We start from the raw sequence: 15,732 nt of genomic DNA on the forward strand, positions 1-15,732 counted from the left end.
CCACTAGAGGAGCACCCCCGTGAACACGTCCCGCCCGTCCCCCCGCCGCCGATCCCCCCGCCGCGCCCTGCGGCTCGTCGCGGGCCTCGTGGCCGCCGCCGCGCTGGCCGCCTGCGGTTCCGGCGTCGCGGCGCGGCAGGGCGGTTCGGGTGAGCCGAGGCAGGGCGGGGACCTGACGTTCCTGATCGACTCGCTCGGCGACACCTGGATCCCCAACAACAGCGCCATCTCCAGCTTCCAGGGCCACATCTGGGGGCACGTCACCGACAAGCTCGTCTACGTCGACGAGAACGGCACGACCAGCCCGTGGGTCGCCCGCGAGTGGGAGCAGAACGAGACCGCGACCGAGTTCACCCTGAGGCTGCGCGAGGGCGTCACGTTCTCCGACGGCACGCCGCTGGACGCGAGCGCCGTGGTCGCGAACCTGGACGTCTGGTCGAAGGGCGCGCCGGACAAGGGGATCAACCCGATCGGCCTGTTCCCGAAGACCTACCAGCGGGCCGAGGCGGTGGACGCCACCACGGTCAAGGTGCTCTTCTCCGCGCCCACGCTGGGGTTCGTCCCGACCCTGGGCTACCACGGGTCGATCCTGATCTCTCCGAAGACGCTGGCGCTGCCCGCCGAGGAGCAGGCGGACCTGTCCAACGACATCGGCAGCGGCCCGTTCACCGTCGAGTCGTGGAAGCAGGGCGACAGCGTCGTGCTGAAGAAGCGCCCCGACTACGACTGGGCTCCGGAGGCCCTGGACCACAGCGGTCCGGCGCGGTTGGAGTCGATCACGTACAAGATCGTGGCCGAGCCGTCGCTGCGCACCGCGGCCGTGCGGTCGAACCAGGCGGACGTGGCGTACAACCCGTCGCCGCAGGAGCTGGCCTCGTTCAAGGCGCAGGGCTTCACCACCGCGGCGCCGCGCTACCTGGGGTTCGTGAGCGGGTTCGCGATCAACACCAAGGTCGCGCCGTACGACGACCCGAGGGTGCGGCAGGCGCTCCAGCACGGCATCGACCGCCAGGAGATCATCTCGACGGTCTACACCGAGGACTGGCTGCCCGCGAAGTCGTTCTTCCAGTCCACCGTGCCCGGCGCGACCGACCGCAGCGCGGACTTCGCGTTCGACGCGGCCAAGTCCGCGAAGCTGCTCGACGAGGCCGGGTGGGCCGAGGGCGCGGACGGGCTGAGGTCCAAGGACGGCAAGGCGCTCGAGCTGACGCTGTACCCGAACCCGTACCTGGCGACCTCGAAGTCGGTGGACGAGCTGGTGGCCCAGCAGCTGCGCGAGCTCGGCTTCACGGTGAGCATCCAGGCGTTCGACGTGGTGACCTACGGCGAGCGGGTCAAGTTCAACAGCCCCAGCGTGGCCGCCTACGAGGTGACCCGCAGCATCATCGACGCGGGCACGGTCGCGGGCGTGCTGACCGACGCCAACCGGGGCGAGAACTGGTTCGGGCTCGGGCAGTCCGACCCGGAGCTGGTGCGGCTGAGCGCGGCGGTCGCCGGGTCGTCCAGCACCGAGGAGCGCGCGCCGCTGCTCGACGAGCTGCAGGAGCACGTGCTCCAGCAGGGCTACTTCATCCCGCTGACCCAGATCGTGCAGCGCCTCTACGTGCAGTCGCCGAAGCTGCAGGGCGTGACCTACAACGGGGTCGCGTACGCCAACTACTACACCGCCTGGCTGGGCGAGTGAGCGGCGGCTACGGCAGGTACGCGGCGGGGAGGGTCGCGCAGGCGGCCGTGGTGGTGCTGCTGGCCTACGCGTTCACGTTCGTCGTGATCAGCGTGCTGCCCGGCGACCCGGTGACCTCCACCCTGCGCGACCCGCAGAACGGGTTCACCGAGGAGGAGATCGCCGCGATCGTCGCCTACTACGGGCTGGACCGGCCGGTGCACGAGCAGCTGTGGGAGTCGCTGACCCGGTTCCTGGTCGGGGACTTCGGGGTCTCGCTGCGCTCGGGGCTGCCGGTGGCGGACCTGGTCGGCGAGGTGCTGTGGTCGACGGTCGTGCTGGCGCTGTCCGCGCTGGTGGTGGCGCTGGTGCTGGCGTTCGCGGTCGCGGCCGGTGTCCGGTGCCTGCCGCGGGGGCAGGGCGTGCTGCGGGCGTTCCCGTCGCTGTTCCTGTCGGTGCCCAACTTCGTGATCGGGCTGCTGCTGATCAACGTCTTCGCGTTCCAGCTGGGCCTGTTCCGGGTGATCGACTCGGAGGGCCCGACGGCGACGCTGTTCGCCGCGATCGCGCTGGGCATCCCGGTGTCGGCGCAGGTGGCTGAGGTGCTGATCGCGAACCTGGACCACGAGTCGGACCAGGAGTACGCGGCGGTGGCCCGCTCGCGGGGCCTCGGGCGCACGGCGCTGCTGCTGCGGCACCTGCTCAAGCCCTCGTCGCTGCCGGTGGTGACGGTGGTCGCGCTGACCGTCGGGGAGCTGCTGGGCGGCGCGGTGATCACGGAGAAGATCTTCGGGCGTACGGGGGTCGGGTCGCTGGTGGAGCGGTCGGTGACGACGCAGGACCTGCCGGTGCTGCAAGCGGTCGTGGCGCTGGCGGCGGTGGTGTTCGTGGTGGTGAACCTGGTGGCCGACCTGGTGCACCCGCTGCTGGACCCGCGCGTGCGGGTCGGCGCGGCGGCGGCGCGCGAGCGGGCGGGGGTGGCGCGGTGAGCGTCTCCGCGGTCACGGCCACGCGGCCGAAGGCGTTGCGCCGCAGCGCGTCCCGGTTGCCGGTGACGGTGCTGCTGTCGTTCGCGGTGGTGGCGCTGGTGCTGGCCTGGTCGGTGCTGCCGGGGGTGTTCACCTCGGCGAGCCCGGTGGACGGGGCGCCCGCCGACAAGTTCCTGCCGCCGGGCTGGGAGCACTGGTTCGGCACCGACCACCTGGGGCGCGACCTGTTCACCCGCGTCGTGCACGGCACGGCGTCGTCGGTGTCCAGCGCGCTGATCGCGGTCGGCATCGGCGTGCTGGCCGGTGGCCTGGTGGGGCTGGTGGCCGGGTTCCTCGGCGGCTGGGTGGACGCGGTGCTGGCCAGGCTGGTCGACGTGCTGCTGGCGATCCCGTCGTTCCTGCTGGCGGTGGTCGTGGTCAGCGCGCTCGGCTTCCAGACCGTGAACGCCGCGATCGCGACCGGGGTGTCGGCGGTCGGGGTGTTCGCCAGGGTGATGCGCGCCGAGGTGATCAAGACCCGGCGGGCGGTGTTCATCGAGTCCTCGCACCTGCAGGGCGGGTCGCGCCGGCACGTGCTGCTGCGGCACGTGCTGCCCAACGCGTCGCGCTCGGTGCTGACCCTGGCGGTGCTCCAGTTCGGGCTGTCCGTGCTGGTGATCGCGGGGCTGGCGTTCCTGGGCTACGGCGACCCGCCGCCCGCGTCCGACTGGGGCCTGCTGGTCTCGGTCGGCAAGGACTTCCCGCTGGCCCCGTGGCTGGTCACCGCGCCCGCGCTGGTGATCATCACGACCGTCCTCTCCGTGAACAGGATCAGCCGATGGCTCCGCAGGACAGACTGACCCCGGACCACCCAGGGGTGATCACCGACCAGCTGCTCAAGGTCGAAGGGCTTTCCGTCTCGTACGGCGGGAACGAGGTCGTGTCCGATGTGGACTTCGACCTGGCTCGGGGCCGCTCGCTCGCGCTGATCGGCGAGTCCGGCTCCGGCAAGTCCACGATCGCCCGCGCGGTGCTGCGGCTGCTGCCGCAGGGCGTGGGGCGGGCGACCGGGCGGGTCGAGTTCGAGGGCCGCGACGTGCTCTCGTTGCCGGAGCGGGGTTTCCGCCCGCTGCGCGGCAGGCGGATCGGGTTCGTCCCGCAGGACCCGGCCAGCTCGCTCAACCCGGTGCGCACGATCGGCGCGCAGGCGCTGGAGGCCGCGGCCCTGCTGGACGGGGACGTGGACCGGCGCGCGGCGGTGCTGGAGGTGTTGGCGCAGGTCGGCCTGGACGAGCCGCGCCGGGTGTTCGACTCCTACCCGCACCAGCTGTCCGGCGGGATGCTCCAGCGGGTGCTGATCGGGCTGACCGTGCTGCCCAGGCCCGCGCTGGTCGTGGCGGACGAGCCGACGTCGGCGCTGGACGTGACGATCCAGAAGCGCGTGCTGGACCTGCTCGGGAACCTGGGGCGGGAGCTGGACATCGGGCTGCTGCTGATCACCCACGACCTGGCGGTGGCGGCCGAGCGGGCGGACTCGCTGGTGGTGCTCAAGGACGGGCGGGTGCGCGAGTCCGGGCCGACGGCGGAGGTGTTCGACTCGCCGTCGCAGGAGTACACGCGGCGGCTGCGCGCGGACGTGCCCGCGCTGAACCCCGACCGGCACGCGGACGCCCGCGCGAGGGCCGCCGCGTCGGCCGGGCCGCCGAAGATCGAGGTGTCCGGGGTGGTGAAGTCGTTCGGGTCGCTGCGCGCGGTGGACGGCGTGTCGTTCACCGTCCCGGCCGGGACCACGCACGCGCTGGTGGGCGAGTCCGGGTCGGGCAAGACGACCACGATCCGCCTGCTGCTCGGGCTGGAGGAGCCGGACGAGGGCGGTGTCCGGGTGGCGGGCGAGGAGGTGGCGGGGCGCTCGCACGCGTCGCTGCGGGCGCTGCGGCGGCACCTGCAGCTGGTGTACCAGAACCCGTTCACCTCGCTGGACCCGACGTGGACCGTGCAGCGGCTGGTGGGCGAGTCGCTGGGCCGGTTCAAGGTGGGGACGCGGCGCGAGCGGGAGCTGCGGGTGCTGGAGGCGCTGCGGGCGGTCGGGCTGGACGAGGGGGTGCGCGGGCGCAGGCCGGGCACGCTCTCGGGCGGGCAGCGGCAGCGGGTGGCGCTGGCCAGGTCGCTGGTGCTGCGGCCGGACGTGGTGGTGCTGGACGAGCCGACGTCGGCGCTGGACGTGAGCGTGCAGGCGGGGATCGTGGAGGTGCTGCTGGAGCTCCAGGCGGAGCTGGGGCTGACGTACGTGTTCGTGTCGCACGACCTGGCGCTGGTGCGGCAGCTGGCGCACACGGTGTCGGTGCTGCACCGGGGGCGGGTGGTGGAGGACGGGCCGGTGGAGGCGGTGCTGGGCGCGCCGGAGCACGAGTACGCGCGGGCGCTGGTGGAGTCGATCCCCGCGCTGCGGAGCAGCGCGGGACCACGAACCGGTGCGCCCTGACCGCTGCCCCCTGACCCCTGACCCCAGCTCCCCCGCTTTGTTCTTCCGCCGCCGGGCGGCACGTCTCGGGTGTCGCCCGGTCCGGTTCACTTGGGGTTCCCGGCGGGCGCGGGCGGGTACGGGGGCGGAGCGTGGCCAGGGTGTTCGCCAGGGTCCTCCTCGCCGTGCTCGTCGCCCTCGCCGTGCTGCTCCCGGCCGGGCCGGTCGCCCTCGCCCAGGCAGGCGGCGTGGGCGGCGCGGCGTTCTTCGACACCAACAGCGACGGGCTGATCAGCGACGGGTCGACCAGCCCGCTCGAACCGGTGCGGTTGGCCGGGGTCGCCGTCTCGCTGATCCGGTCCGACGGCACGTCCGTCGGCTCCACCAGCACCGCCGCCGACGGCAGCTACTCGTTCAGCGGCCTCACCCCAGGGGATTACATCGTCCGGGCCGTGCTGGCCCCCGGTTACGGCGCTTCGTCACCGACCTCGGTTCCCTTCACCATCTCGGGGACCACCGACCAGGTGGTGAACTTCGCGATGACCAAGGGCGCGTTCGGGAACTTCGTGTGGGACGACCTCAACCGCGACGGCATCCAGGGCAGCGGTGAGCCGGGGATCGCGGGCGTCACCGTGCGGCTGCTGGACGAGCAGGGCGCGGTGGTGCAGGAGCAGGCCACGAACTCGGCGGGCGAGTACTACTTCGTCGGCGTCGAGGAGGGCGCGTACCGGGTCCGCGTGGTGCCGCCCTCCTACAAGGTGTTCACGAGGCCGAACGCGGGCACGCGCGGCGTGGACTCGGTGTTCGACCCGGTCACCGGGTTGAGCGAGCCGGTGGTCGTGGAGATCGTGGACAGCGGGATCACCCAGGACCTCACCGTGGACGCCGGGCTGTTCCAGCGCGTCGAGGACCTCGCCGTCGTGCTGACCGTCGACCGCTCGGAGCCGGAGGTCGGCGACCGGGTGCTGCTGACCGCGGTGGTGGGCAACGCGGGCAGCGTGCCGATGTCCGGGGCGCAGGTGACCGTGACGGTGCCCGAGGGGCTGGTGATCGGCCCGGTGGCGGGCGGGTGGACGTGCCCGGTGGTCGGGCGGGACGTGGTGTGCGGGACGCAGGAGCCGGTGGCGGCGGGCGCGGCGCTCCCGCCGGTGCGGATCACCGCGACGGCGGAGCGGGCCGGGCCGGTGAGCCCGAGCGCGCGGGTGCGCCGGTACAACGGCAACGTGGACGACAACGCGGCCAACGACACCGCCACGACGACCGTCACGGCCGTCGCCCCGGTGGTGACCACGACGACCGCACCCGCGCCGACGACCACCACGACTCCCCCGGCGGTCCCCCCGGCGGTGGCCGACGGCGACGGGCTGGCGTGGACGGGGCGGTCGGTGGGGGCGCTGGCCACGGGCGGGTTCGGGCTGCTCCTGCTGGGGGTCGGCGCGCACGCGCTGTCCCGGCGGCGCGAGGGCGCCTGATCGGGTGGTTCGGCGGGGACCGGGGGGCTCTCGGGCCCGGTGCGGCCGGTCAGAAGTGGAAGATCGAGCGCGTGGTCTTGTGCAGCACGCACTCGTCGCGGAACGCCTTGCTCCACTCGACGTAGACGCCGTCGTACAGGCCGGTGATGGTCGCGACCAGCCGTCCGTACTCGGGCCTGCACAGCTCGCTGACGCGCTTGAGCTTGTCCATGTCGCCCCGGACCGAGTCGAGGTCGGCGCACGCGGACGCGCCCATCGGGTGGTAGGTGCTCGCCTCGTCGGCGGGGCAGTCCAGGCGGATCGCGCGGGTCCAGGTCTGGTCCGCGCCCGACAGGGTCAGGGTGAACTCGCCGCTGCTGCGCGGTCTCGCGGCGTCCGGCGCGGCGGTGGCCTGGGGGACTGCGGTCACGGCGAGCACTAGGGCGCCGAGCACAACGGCGCTGGTCGATCTGGGGAACACGAGGGGCCTCCCGTGCCTGGTCCTGGGGTGGACGGTTGAGCGGATGCCTGAAGCATCCCCGTCCCCCTCGGCGCCGGGCACGCCGGCGGAACCCGCTTCCACCCGTGCGGGTGCGAAAACCCGATGCGGTGACCCCGGTGAGCGTGTCCGTGCCCTCGGCCGGGTGAGCGGCCGAGGGCGCGGTCGGCGGTCGTGGAACACGAGCCGAGGTCACGAAACCGCTGGTGGCAGGCCTGGTCGCGGCGCAGAGGCGCGTCGCGGCCGGGCCGCCGGGGTCAGGCTCCGGTCACCAGCCGAAGATCTTGTTGATGGCCGCGCCCGCCGGGTCGGAGGCGACGTCCTGGGCCGCGCCCCACGCCTCCTGGCCGTTCTGCGCGTACTCGCCCGCCTGCGCGGTGGCGTCGGCGGCGTAACCGGAGGCGTACTCGCCCGCCTGACCGGTCGCGGCCTCGCCCCACTGGGTGGCCTGCTCGCCGAACTGGCCCGCCTGCTCGGTGAACTGCCCGGCCTGCTCGGTGAACTGGCCCGCCTGCTCGCCGCCCCACTGGGTGGCCTGCTCACCGAACTGACCCGCCTGGTCGGCGACGCCGCCCACGGCCTCGTTCGCCTGGCCGAACACGCCCTGGGTGAACTCGGACGCCTGCTCGTTGAACATGTCGAAGATGCCCACGTCGGGTCTTCCTCTCTGGGGTCGACGCCTGCGCGCGGGCACTGCGGCAGCGCCCTCGTCGAGGGCGTGACCGGGCCGCGCGGGCGTCGGGTTCGAACCGCACGGGGACGCCGTGCGGGAGTGCTGGGGGGATCACCGGGGGAACTCCCGGTCGGGCTCGGGCGCTACGCGGGCAGCGGAGGGCCCCGGCGGGCGGCGCACGAGCGCAGCAGCACCTCGCGGACCACGTCGCGGGCCTCGGGCGCGCCGAGGCGCACCACCACCACGGCGACGCGGCAGCGCACCGCCCGGACGACGACCGCGAGCCAGGTCCGCAGCCGGTCGGCGAGCGCCTGCCAGGCCCGCAGGCCGCCGGTGACCAGCGAGTCCTCGAAGGCGGCGAGCAGCGCGACCACCCCGACGGCGGCCACGAGGTCGAGCAGCGGCACGGTCCACGGCAGCGGGTCGGCGACCATCGCGGGCGCGTGGTTGGTCGACGCGACGTGCGTGCCCGCGAACCCGCCGAGGATCACGGCGAGCTGGACGAACAGCCACGTCGAGCGGACCCGCCCCAGCGCGCCGTGCCACAGCGCGGACTGCAGGACGAGCGCGGCGGCCAGCACGGACAGGTGCACGTCGGGCAGCGGGTCGCCGACCGCGACGACGGAGGCGGCGAACGGGGCGACGAGCGACATCGGCGCCACCTCGCGGGCGCGCGGCGTCGCGGTGCGACCGCGTTCTGCGCGCGCGTGGCCCACGGACGACCTCTCCCCGACGAACGGCACCGACCACGTCGAGTGTAGCCAAAACGGGCGAAAGGGCTCCGGGCGACGAAGTGGTGAGGGCACGGCGAGGCGGCGCGGCGAGGCGGCACGGGGGGGCGACGAACCGACGGGGGCGGTGAACCGGCAGGGCGAGCAACGAGACGGCGAGGGGGCGACCCGGCGGGGTGAGCGGCCAGCAGGCAGCGCGGCCCACCCCGCCCCCGGTCACGCCTCCGGTCACGCCTCCGGGTTCTCGTGCAGCCAGCGCGCCAGCGCGAGCAGGGTGGTCTCCGCGCTGGCGGACATGGTGGCGCGCAGGGCGGCCACGTCGCGGCGGGTCGGGCCGAACGCGGGGTGGGGGCGCAGCAGCTCCCACTCCTGCCGCGCGATCGTGCCGCCGCCGTCGGCGCGGAACGTCCAGCGCCAGCGCACCGACCCCTCCGCCACCCCGCCGACGACGAACGAGAACTCCTCCGGCGGTGAGGCGGCGAGCACCTGGGAGCGGCTGGCCCACTCGCGCTCGCCGCGCCGGTTGTGGCCGCCGAACCACGCGCCGGGCTCGGGGCCCGCGCCGTCGTCGTAGCGCACGCCGGACGCGGTCGGGCTCCAGCGGTCGATCAGCGAGACGTCGCTGACCAGCGCGTACACCCGTTCGACGGGCGCGGGCAGCCAGGCGGCGCGGGTGAAGGCGAAGTCGGCCAGGTCGAGCGACCCGGTCGGGTCGTCGTCGGAGCGGACGCGGGTGGTGGTCATGGTTCTCCTCGTGTGGGGTGGTCGCCCCCAGGCTGGTTCCGGTCGCCGCGCCCCGGCCAGCCCGCGCGCTTCCTACCACTCGCGCTGGCAGGCTGACGCGCCCCGCCGTGGCGCACACTGGTTCCGTGGACGGACCGGGTCAGCTCGCGGAGTACCTCCAGGCGTGCCGGGCGCGGTTGCGCCCCGCCGACGTCGGGCTCGACACCTACGGCGAGCGCCGCCGGGTGCCGGGGTTGCGCCGGGAGGAGGTCGCCGGGCTCGCCGGGGTGAGCGCGTCCTACTACGTGCGCCTGGAGCAGGGGTTGTCGGTGAACGCCTCGACCGAGGTGGTCGACGGCATCGCCCGCGCGCTGCGGCTGGACCGGGACGAGCACGAGCACCTGCGCGCGCTGGCCAGGCCGCGCCGCAGGGGCGCCGCGAGGCGACCGCAGGTGGAGCGGGTGAGCGCGTCGGCGGCGGAACTGCTGGCGGCGCTGGGGACCGTGCCCGCCGTGCTGCTGGGGCGGCGCACGGACGTGCTGGCCTGGAACCCGCTGGGGCACGCCCTGTTCGCCGGGCACCTGGACCGCGACTCGGTGGACCGCCCGGCGGAGCGGCCGAACATGGCGCGCCTGGTGTTCCTGGACGCGCACACCCGCGAGCTGTACCCGAGGTGGGAGGGCAAGGCCAGGGCGGTGGTGGGGAACCTGCGCGCGACAGCGGGCAAGCACCCGGACGACCGGCTGCTCAGCGCCCTGGTCGGCGAGCTGGTGACCGGCAGCGCGGAGTTCGCGGCGCTGTGGGCCGGGCACCGGGTGAAGGCGTGCGGGAGCGACGAGCACGAGATGCGGCACCCGCTGGTGGGCGCGATGTCCGTGCGGCAGCAGGCGCTGCGGCCTGCCGACGCGCCGGAGCAGACGCTGACGCTGGTGACGGCGGAGCCCGGTTCGCCGTCGCAGGCGGCGCTGACCCTGCTGGCGCAGGCCGTCCTGGAGGGCTGAGCGCGCCACCCGCGCGCAAGCCCATCGCACGACGCTCACCGGTTCCGCACAACCCCCCGGTACAACTCCCCCATGCTCAAGCGATCACTGCTGGTGGCCGCCGCGCTGCTCGCGGTCACCCTCACCCCCGCCACCGCGCCGGCGCACCCGGCCGGGGTGCGCACCGCCGACTACCACCTCGGCGACACCGCGTTCCACGTGCCCGGCTTCCACACCTCGCCCGTGGAGGACGAGCCCGCGCGGTTGGCCGACCTGGAGCTGGTCGGCCGGGTGCACTACCCCGCCGACCTCGCCAGGCGCGGGAAGCTGCCGCTGGTGCTGATCCAGCACGGCCTCTGGTACAGCTGCGCGGACCGGGACGCCGAGGCCGCCTGGAAGTCCTCCTACAACGCGCTCTACGGCGCGAACCCGGTGACCGACCCGGCGGAGGTCGAGCGGCTGGAGCTGCGGTTGCAGGACGCGTCGGTGGCGCTGAGCCGGTGGCCGTGCGCGCCGGGCACGCCCGCGCTGCCCAACCACCGGGGGTACGACTACCTCGGGCGGGCGCTGGCGGAGCGCGGGTTCGTGGTGGTGTCGATCGGCGTGAGCGGGGTGAACGCCGGGGAGCTGGGGCAGATCGCGGACCTGGCGCGCGCCGAGGTCGGCTACGAGCACCTGCGGATGTGGCGGCGGCTGGCCGAGGACGGCACCGGGCCGCTGGCGAGGTCGTTGGGGCGCTTGGGCTTCACCGGTCACGTCGACCTGGGCTCGGTGGGCGTGGTCGGCCACTCGCGCGGCGGGCGCGGCGTGATGTGGCAGGCGGCCGAGGCCAACCGGGCCCGGATGCCGGAGGGCGTGGCGATCCGCGCGGCGGTGCCGCTGGCCGCGGTGACCTACTACGCGCCGGACGACGACGCGCCGGAGAACCTGGACTACCGGGTCACCGACATCCCGTTCGGCGCGCTGGCCGGGTCCTGCGACTACGCGACCGGCGGTCCGCAGTACTTCGCCAACGCGCGCGGGCGCACCAGCGCGCAGATCGCGCTGTGGGAGGTTCAGGGCGCGAACCACAACGCGTACAACACCGAGTGGTCGCCGTCGAGCGGGCAGGTGATGGCCACCGACGACGCGGCCGAGGCGTGGGCGGGCGGGCCGAGCACGCGGCCGGGACGTGGCCGGTGCGCGCAGGTCGCGGACGACCGGCCGGTCCGGCAGCTGACCGAACCGGAGCAGCGCCAGGTCGCGGTCACCTACCTGTCGGCGTTCTTCGCCAAGCACCTCAAGGGCGACCGCCGGTTCGACGCCGTCGTGGACGGCACGTCGTCCCCGCTGGCACGCCTGACGCCGATCACCGTCACCACCGATCCGGGGCGGTGACGCGCCGAGGCGCCCGGCCCCCGCGAACGGGGCCGGGCGCCTCGGCGGTTCGGACTAGTCGATCCGGAACGGGTCCCCGTAGACCTTCCACGCCAGCGGCGTGTTCAGGTCGAGGTTGCCGTTGTTGAGGAACACCCGCTGCGCGGTGTCGACGCGCGAGGTGTCCTCGTGCGCCTCCTCCAGCTTCATCGCCACGACCCGCTCGTCCAGGAACGCGTGCAGGTACGCGGTCTCGTCGCCGCCCTGCGCGGGGGTCTTGGCGCGCGCCATGGCCTTGCGGCGGATCGTGCCGAAGCTGGCCTGGTCGGTGCCGCCGCCGTGCATGACGATCGCGTCGTAGTAGGCGAACTGGCCGAGCGCGCGCAGGCCGTCGGACTTGGCCTGGTTGACGGAGGGGGTGAAGTACACCCGGTCCCGCTCGGTCTCCTGCGCCTGCTGGAACACCGGGTCCTGCGCGGCGGTGCGCCACGCCTGCTGGAAGCCGGGGTCCAGGCCCTCGTGCGAGGGCGTGCCGTTGACCCGGCGCAGCGCCGGGAGGTAGCCGGCCAGGGCGTTGTTCGGCTTCACCGAGGTGTAGTGCTCGACCAGCTCCAGCATGTCGCCGGTGCCGGAGCAGAAGCCGATGATGCCCGCCGTGTAGCCGCGCCCGTCGCCGATGTCCTCGATGTAGGCGAACTGGGCGCGCCAGTCCAGCGAGGAGTTCTCGGCACTGGACACCAGCCGCATGGCGATGTCCTTCTTCGCCGGGGTGGCCAGGTCGGAGCGGCCGGGGACCTGGGAGGTGGTGGTCGTGGTCGGGTTCGTGCCGCCGCCGGGCGTGGTCCACCGCTGGTACGGGCTCCACGCGTCGCAGGTCCAGACCTGCAGGCGGGTGCCGTCGGCGGTGTTGCCCGCGGGCACGTCGACGCACTTGCCGCTGCCCTGGCCGACGACGCGGCCGGTCTGGTCGACGGTCCACCGCTGCTCGGGGACGTTGGCGCAGTCCCAGATCTGCAGGAGCGCGCCGTCGTGCCTGCCGTCGTCGACCACGTCGAGGCACTTGCCCAGCGCCTTGATCGTCTTGGCGCCGGTGTCCACGGTCCAGGACTGGGCGCTCGTGCCGTTGCAGGTGTAGAGCTGGACGGCCGTGCCGTTGGCGCTGCTCGCCCCGGCCACGTCCAGGCACTTGCCGCCGAGGCCGACCACCGGCCCGGTGAAGCCGTCGGCGGTGGCGGGCTGGACGACGAGGAAGGCGGCGCCGACGACGGCCGCGGCCGACAGGCCCGCGCCTGCGGCGAGCCTGGGTTTCACTCTGCTCACAACGGGTTCCACTCTGTGCAGGGGCACCTCGCGCGCACCGGGGTGCTTCGGGACCGCCGCAGGGGTAGGCGGGTGGTGCTCAGGGTGGTTTCCGGGCGCGCTGGTGCGTACGGGCAGTTTGCCCGGCCGAGTCTGCGCGCGGGGGCGGGGCGGGGGCAACCCCTGTAATGGGAATCGCGCGGCGCCCGGCGGTCGCGGGGCCGGGGTCCGCTCATCGCGTGCGCGGCGCGCCCAGCCGGTACGGTCTAGCGGTGAGCAGACTGTACGACTTCACGGCGGCGTTCTGGGCGTCCGTGGAGGGTGCGCCCCGGCCCCGGATCGACGTCCTGCTGGTGGAGGACGACCCCGGCGACGCGCTGCTGGTGGCGGAGGCGCTGGCGGACCGCCCGGTGGACCTGCACGTGGTGCGCGACGGCGCCGAGGCGCTGGGGTTCCTGCTGCGCAGCGGCCGGTACAGCCAGGCCCCGAAGCCCAACCTGGTGCTGCTGGACCTGAACCTGCCGGGCCTGTCCGGGCACGAGGTGCTGGAGCAGGTCAAGGCCGACCCCGGACTGCGGTCGCTGCCGGTGGTGGTGCTCACCTCCTCCGCCGCCGAGTCGGACCTGGTGGCCAGCTACCGGTTGCGCGCCAACGCCTACGTGCGCAAGCCGCTGACGGCGGGCAGCTTCACCGAGGTCGTGCACCAGATCGACGAGTTCTTCGGCTCGGTGGCCCGCCTGCCCAGCTGAGCCGTTTTGCGGCGCGCGCACAACACCTCCGGGCACTTTTAGCACCTCGGCCACTATCACCGGTCGGAGCGCTGCTGGTTCGCTGTGGTGATCGGCCACCGGGCCGCCCGCCCCCTCGGCGGACGCCCCGGTGCGCACCCAGCGCCAGGGAGGACTTGCGACGATGCGTCCGGACCCGAGCAGCTTGACCAGGCGGGCACTGCTGGCGGCCGGTGGCGGGGCCGCCGCCGGATCGGCGTTGGGAGCGCTGGGTTTCGCGGAAGCCGCCGCCGCGCCCTCCGCGAGCGCGGACGCCGACGCGATCGTCGTCGGCGGTGGGCTCGCCGGCCTCGTGGCGACCTCGGAGCTCGTGGCGGCGGGCCGGAAGGTGCTGCTGCTGGACCAGGAGCCGGAGGCGAGCCTGGGCGGGCAGGCGTTCTGGTCGCTGGGCGGGCTGTTCTTCGTCGACTCGACCGAGCAGCGCCTGGCGGGCATCAAGGACTCGCTGGACCTGGCCCGCGCGGACTGGTTCAACACGGCCGGTTTCGACCGGGGTGTGAACGACCCGCTGGGCGAGGACCACTGGGCGGCCAAGTGGGCGAACGCGTACCTGGAGTTCGCCTCCGGGGAGAAGCGGTCGTGGCTGGCCGGCCTTGGCGTGACGTGGGTGCCGATCGTCGGCTGGGCCGAGCGCGGCGGGCAGCTCGCGGACGGGCCCGGCAACTCGGTGCCGCGCTTCCACATCACCCTCGGCACCGGCCCCGGCGTGATGGAGCCGTTCGAGAAGCTGGTGCGCCAGGGCGCCGAGCGCGGGCGGGTGCTCTTCCGGTTCCGGCACCGGGTCGACGCGCTGGTCACCACGAACGGCGCGGTCACCGGGGTGCGCGGGGCCGTGCTGGAGGCGAGTGGCGCCGCGCGCGGGACTCCCAGCTCCCGCAAGCAGGTCGGGGACTTCGAGCTGCGCGCGCCGGTCGTGATCGTCACCTCCGGCGGCATCGGCGGCAACCTGGACCTGGTGCGCGCCAACTGGCCCGCGCGCCTGGGGACGCCGCCCGCGCGGATGGTCACCGGCGTGCCCGCGCACGTGGACGGGCGGATGCTCGCCATCAGCCAGTCGGCCGGGGCGCGGCTGGTCAACCGGGACCGGATGTGGCACTACACCGAGGGGTTGGCCAACCACTCCCCCATCTGGCCCGGCCACGGCATCCGGGTGCTGGCCGCGCCGTCGTCGCTGTGGCTGGACGGCGACGGCCGCCGGTTCCCCCTGCCGGGCGTGCCCAGCTACGACACGCTCGGCACGCTGGAGCTGATCGCGCGGTCCGGGCACGACCACTCGTGGTTCGTGCTGAACAAGCGGATCATCGACAAGGAGTTCGTGCTGTCCGGGTCGGAGCAGAACCCGGAGCTGACCCGCAAGGACCTGCTCGGGTACCTGGCGAGCAGGTTGCTGGGCAGCACGCCGCAGCCGGTGAAGGCGTTCATGGACCGGGGCGCGGACTTCGTGGTCGCGAGCTCACTGTCGGACCTGGTGGCCGGGATGAACCGGCTGACCGGGTCGAACCGGGTGCGGCTGGAGGACCTGAAGGCGCAGATCGAGGTGCGGGACCGGCAGGTGGACAACCCGTTCACCAAGGACAACCAGGTGATGGGCATCAGGAACTCGCTGGCGTACGTGGGCGACAGCCTGGCCAGGACCGCGCCGCTGCACAAGATCCTGGACCCGGCCGCCGGGCCGCTGATCGCGATCCGGATGAACATCCTCACGCGCAAGACCCTGGGCGGGTTGCAGACGGACCTGTCCGGGCGGGTGCTCGGCGCGAACGGGCAGCCGGTGCGCGGGCTGTACGCGGCGGGCGAGGTCGCCGGGTTCGGCGGCGGCGGGGTGCACGGCTACCGGGCGCTGGAGGGCACCTTCCTGGGCGGGTGCCTGTTCTCCGGGCGGCAGGCCGGGCGGGCCGCCGCGGCGGCGACCGCCTGAGCGGCCCGCCCCGACGTCGGGGCGGGGCTCCCCCAGGCCCCGCCCCGACCACCTCACGCGGCCGGGAGCAGCTCCCGCACCAACCGGCGGGTCTCGTGCAGCGGCGTGGTCCCGGCCCCGGCGGACGCGGCCAGGAGCGCGCCGAGCCGGCCCCGATGCCGCGCACCCGCTCCTCGGCCTCCCGCGCGGACGCGCCCTCGCGCTCGCGGGCGACCGACGCGT

At 74.1% G+C, this 15,732-nt stretch carries 14 protein-coding genes; 9 read left to right on the forward strand and 5 right to left on the reverse strand.

From position 1 onward, the window contains the following. Positions 1-19 precede the first annotated feature (19 nt). The 5 genes from AMIR_RS21515 to AMIR_RS21535 all read left to right on the forward strand — a co-directional run bounded on the left by AMIR_RS21515 (position 20) and on the right by AMIR_RS21535 (position 6,564). The gene (locus AMIR_RS21515) at positions 20-1,684 is read left to right on the forward strand and encodes an ABC transporter substrate-binding protein (RefSeq protein ID WP_015803059.1); all 1,665 of its coding nucleotides are present in this window, start codon (positions 20-22) and stop codon (positions 1,682-1,684) included. Further along, on the forward strand, positions 1,681-2,652 hold the full coding sequence (locus AMIR_RS21520; protein ID WP_015803060.1) for an ABC transporter permease: 972 nt from the start codon (positions 1,681-1,683) through the stop codon (positions 2,650-2,652). Before AMIR_RS21515 ends, AMIR_RS21520 begins: the two co-directional genes overlap by 4 nt. Further along, complete coding sequence (locus tag AMIR_RS21525) at positions 2,649-3,491, forward strand: ABC transporter permease (protein WP_015803061.1); 843 nt, start codon at positions 2,649-2,651, stop codon at positions 3,489-3,491. The genes AMIR_RS21520 and AMIR_RS21525 overlap by 4 nt, the downstream gene beginning before the upstream one ends. Further along, positions 3,470-5,113 (forward strand): dipeptide ABC transporter ATP-binding protein, encoded by a 1,644-nt coding sequence (locus tag AMIR_RS21530; protein ID WP_015803062.1) that lies wholly within the window; start codon positions 3,470-3,472, stop codon positions 5,111-5,113. Before AMIR_RS21525 ends, AMIR_RS21530 begins: the two co-directional genes overlap by 22 nt. Positions 5,114-5,253: 140 nt before the next feature. Then, a complete protein-coding gene (locus AMIR_RS21535; protein WP_015803063.1) occupies positions 5,254-6,564 on the forward strand; it encodes an SdrD B-like domain-containing protein in 1,311 nt (436 codons plus the stop codon). Positions 6,565-6,613: 49 nt separating this feature from the next. On the opposite strand, the gene AMIR_RS40470 is transcribed toward AMIR_RS21535, so the two are convergent. The 4 genes from AMIR_RS40470 to AMIR_RS36010 all read right to left on the reverse strand — a co-directional run bounded on the left by AMIR_RS40470 (position 6,614) and on the right by AMIR_RS36010 (position 9,190). After that, positions 6,614-6,973, reverse strand: coding sequence for an SSI family serine proteinase inhibitor (locus AMIR_RS40470; RefSeq protein ID WP_162945450.1), 360 nt, complete (start codon positions 6,971-6,973; stop codon positions 6,614-6,616). Between the two features lie 337 nt (positions 6,974-7,310). Continuing rightward, positions 7,311-7,694 (reverse strand): hypothetical protein, encoded by a 384-nt coding sequence (locus tag AMIR_RS21545; protein WP_015803065.1) that lies wholly within the window; start codon positions 7,692-7,694, stop codon positions 7,311-7,313. A gap of 164 nt (positions 7,695-7,858) precedes the next feature. Further along, on the reverse strand, positions 7,859-8,368 hold the full coding sequence (locus AMIR_RS21550) for a hypothetical protein (RefSeq protein WP_015803066.1): 510 nt from the start codon (positions 8,366-8,368) through the stop codon (positions 7,859-7,861). 306 nt (positions 8,369-8,674) lie between these two features. Then, positions 8,675-9,190 (reverse strand): SRPBCC family protein, encoded by a 516-nt coding sequence (locus AMIR_RS36010; RefSeq protein ID WP_015803067.1) that lies wholly within the window; start codon positions 9,188-9,190, stop codon positions 8,675-8,677. A 125-nt stretch (positions 9,191-9,315) separates the two neighbouring features. On the opposite strand from AMIR_RS36010, the gene AMIR_RS21560 reads away from it, so the two are divergent. Then, positions 9,316-10,170, forward strand: a complete 855-nt coding sequence (locus AMIR_RS21560; protein ID WP_041836924.1) for a helix-turn-helix domain-containing protein — start codon at positions 9,316-9,318, stop codon at positions 10,168-10,170. Positions 10,171-10,242: 72 nt separating this feature from the next. Then, positions 10,243-11,526, forward strand: a complete 1,284-nt coding sequence (locus AMIR_RS21565) for an alpha/beta hydrolase (RefSeq protein WP_015803069.1) — start codon at positions 10,243-10,245, stop codon at positions 11,524-11,526. Positions 11,527-11,580: 54 nt separating this feature from the next. Here the strand turns inward: AMIR_RS21565 and AMIR_RS42865 are convergent, their stop codons facing one another. Continuing rightward, positions 11,581-12,852 (reverse strand): chitosanase, encoded by a 1,272-nt coding sequence (locus AMIR_RS42865; RefSeq protein ID WP_483446993.1) that lies wholly within the window; start codon positions 12,850-12,852, stop codon positions 11,581-11,583. A gap of 266 nt (positions 12,853-13,118) precedes the next feature. On the opposite strand from AMIR_RS42865, the gene AMIR_RS21575 reads away from it, so the two are divergent. Next, positions 13,119-13,553, forward strand: coding sequence for a response regulator (locus AMIR_RS21575; protein WP_015803071.1), 435 nt, complete (start codon positions 13,119-13,121; stop codon positions 13,551-13,553). Positions 13,554-13,716: 163 nt separating this feature from the next. Further along, on the forward strand, positions 13,717-15,510 hold the full coding sequence (locus tag AMIR_RS21580) for an FAD-binding dehydrogenase (RefSeq protein WP_015803072.1): 1,794 nt from the start codon (positions 13,717-13,719) through the stop codon (positions 15,508-15,510). The last annotated feature ends 222 nt before the right edge of the window (positions 15,511-15,732 follow it).

The sequence above is a fragment of the Actinosynnema mirum DSM 43827 genome, from assembly GCF_000023245.1.
Taxonomy (GTDB): Bacteria; Actinomycetota; Actinomycetes; order Mycobacteriales; family Pseudonocardiaceae; genus Actinosynnema; species Actinosynnema mirum.

Bases quoted from the DNA above. Each gene is read 5' to 3' on its own strand.
- AMIR_RS21550 (WP_015803066.1), bottom strand. From the start codon at position 8,368: ATGTCGCTCGTCGCCCCGTTCGCCGCCTCCGTCGTCGCGGTCGGCGAC.
- AMIR_RS21580 (WP_015803072.1), top strand. From the start codon at position 13,717: ATGCGTCCGGACCCGAGCAGCTTGACCAGGCGGGCACTGCTGGCGGCC.
- AMIR_RS21530 (WP_015803062.1), top strand. From the start codon at position 3,470: ATGGCTCCGCAGGACAGACTGACCCCGGACCACCCAGGGGTGATCACC.
- AMIR_RS36010 (WP_015803067.1), bottom strand. From the start codon at position 9,190: ATGACCACCACCCGCGTCCGCTCCGACGACGACCCGACCGGGTCGCTC.
- AMIR_RS21565 (WP_015803069.1), top strand. From the start codon at position 10,243: ATGCTCAAGCGATCACTGCTGGTGGCCGCCGCGCTGCTCGCGGTCACC.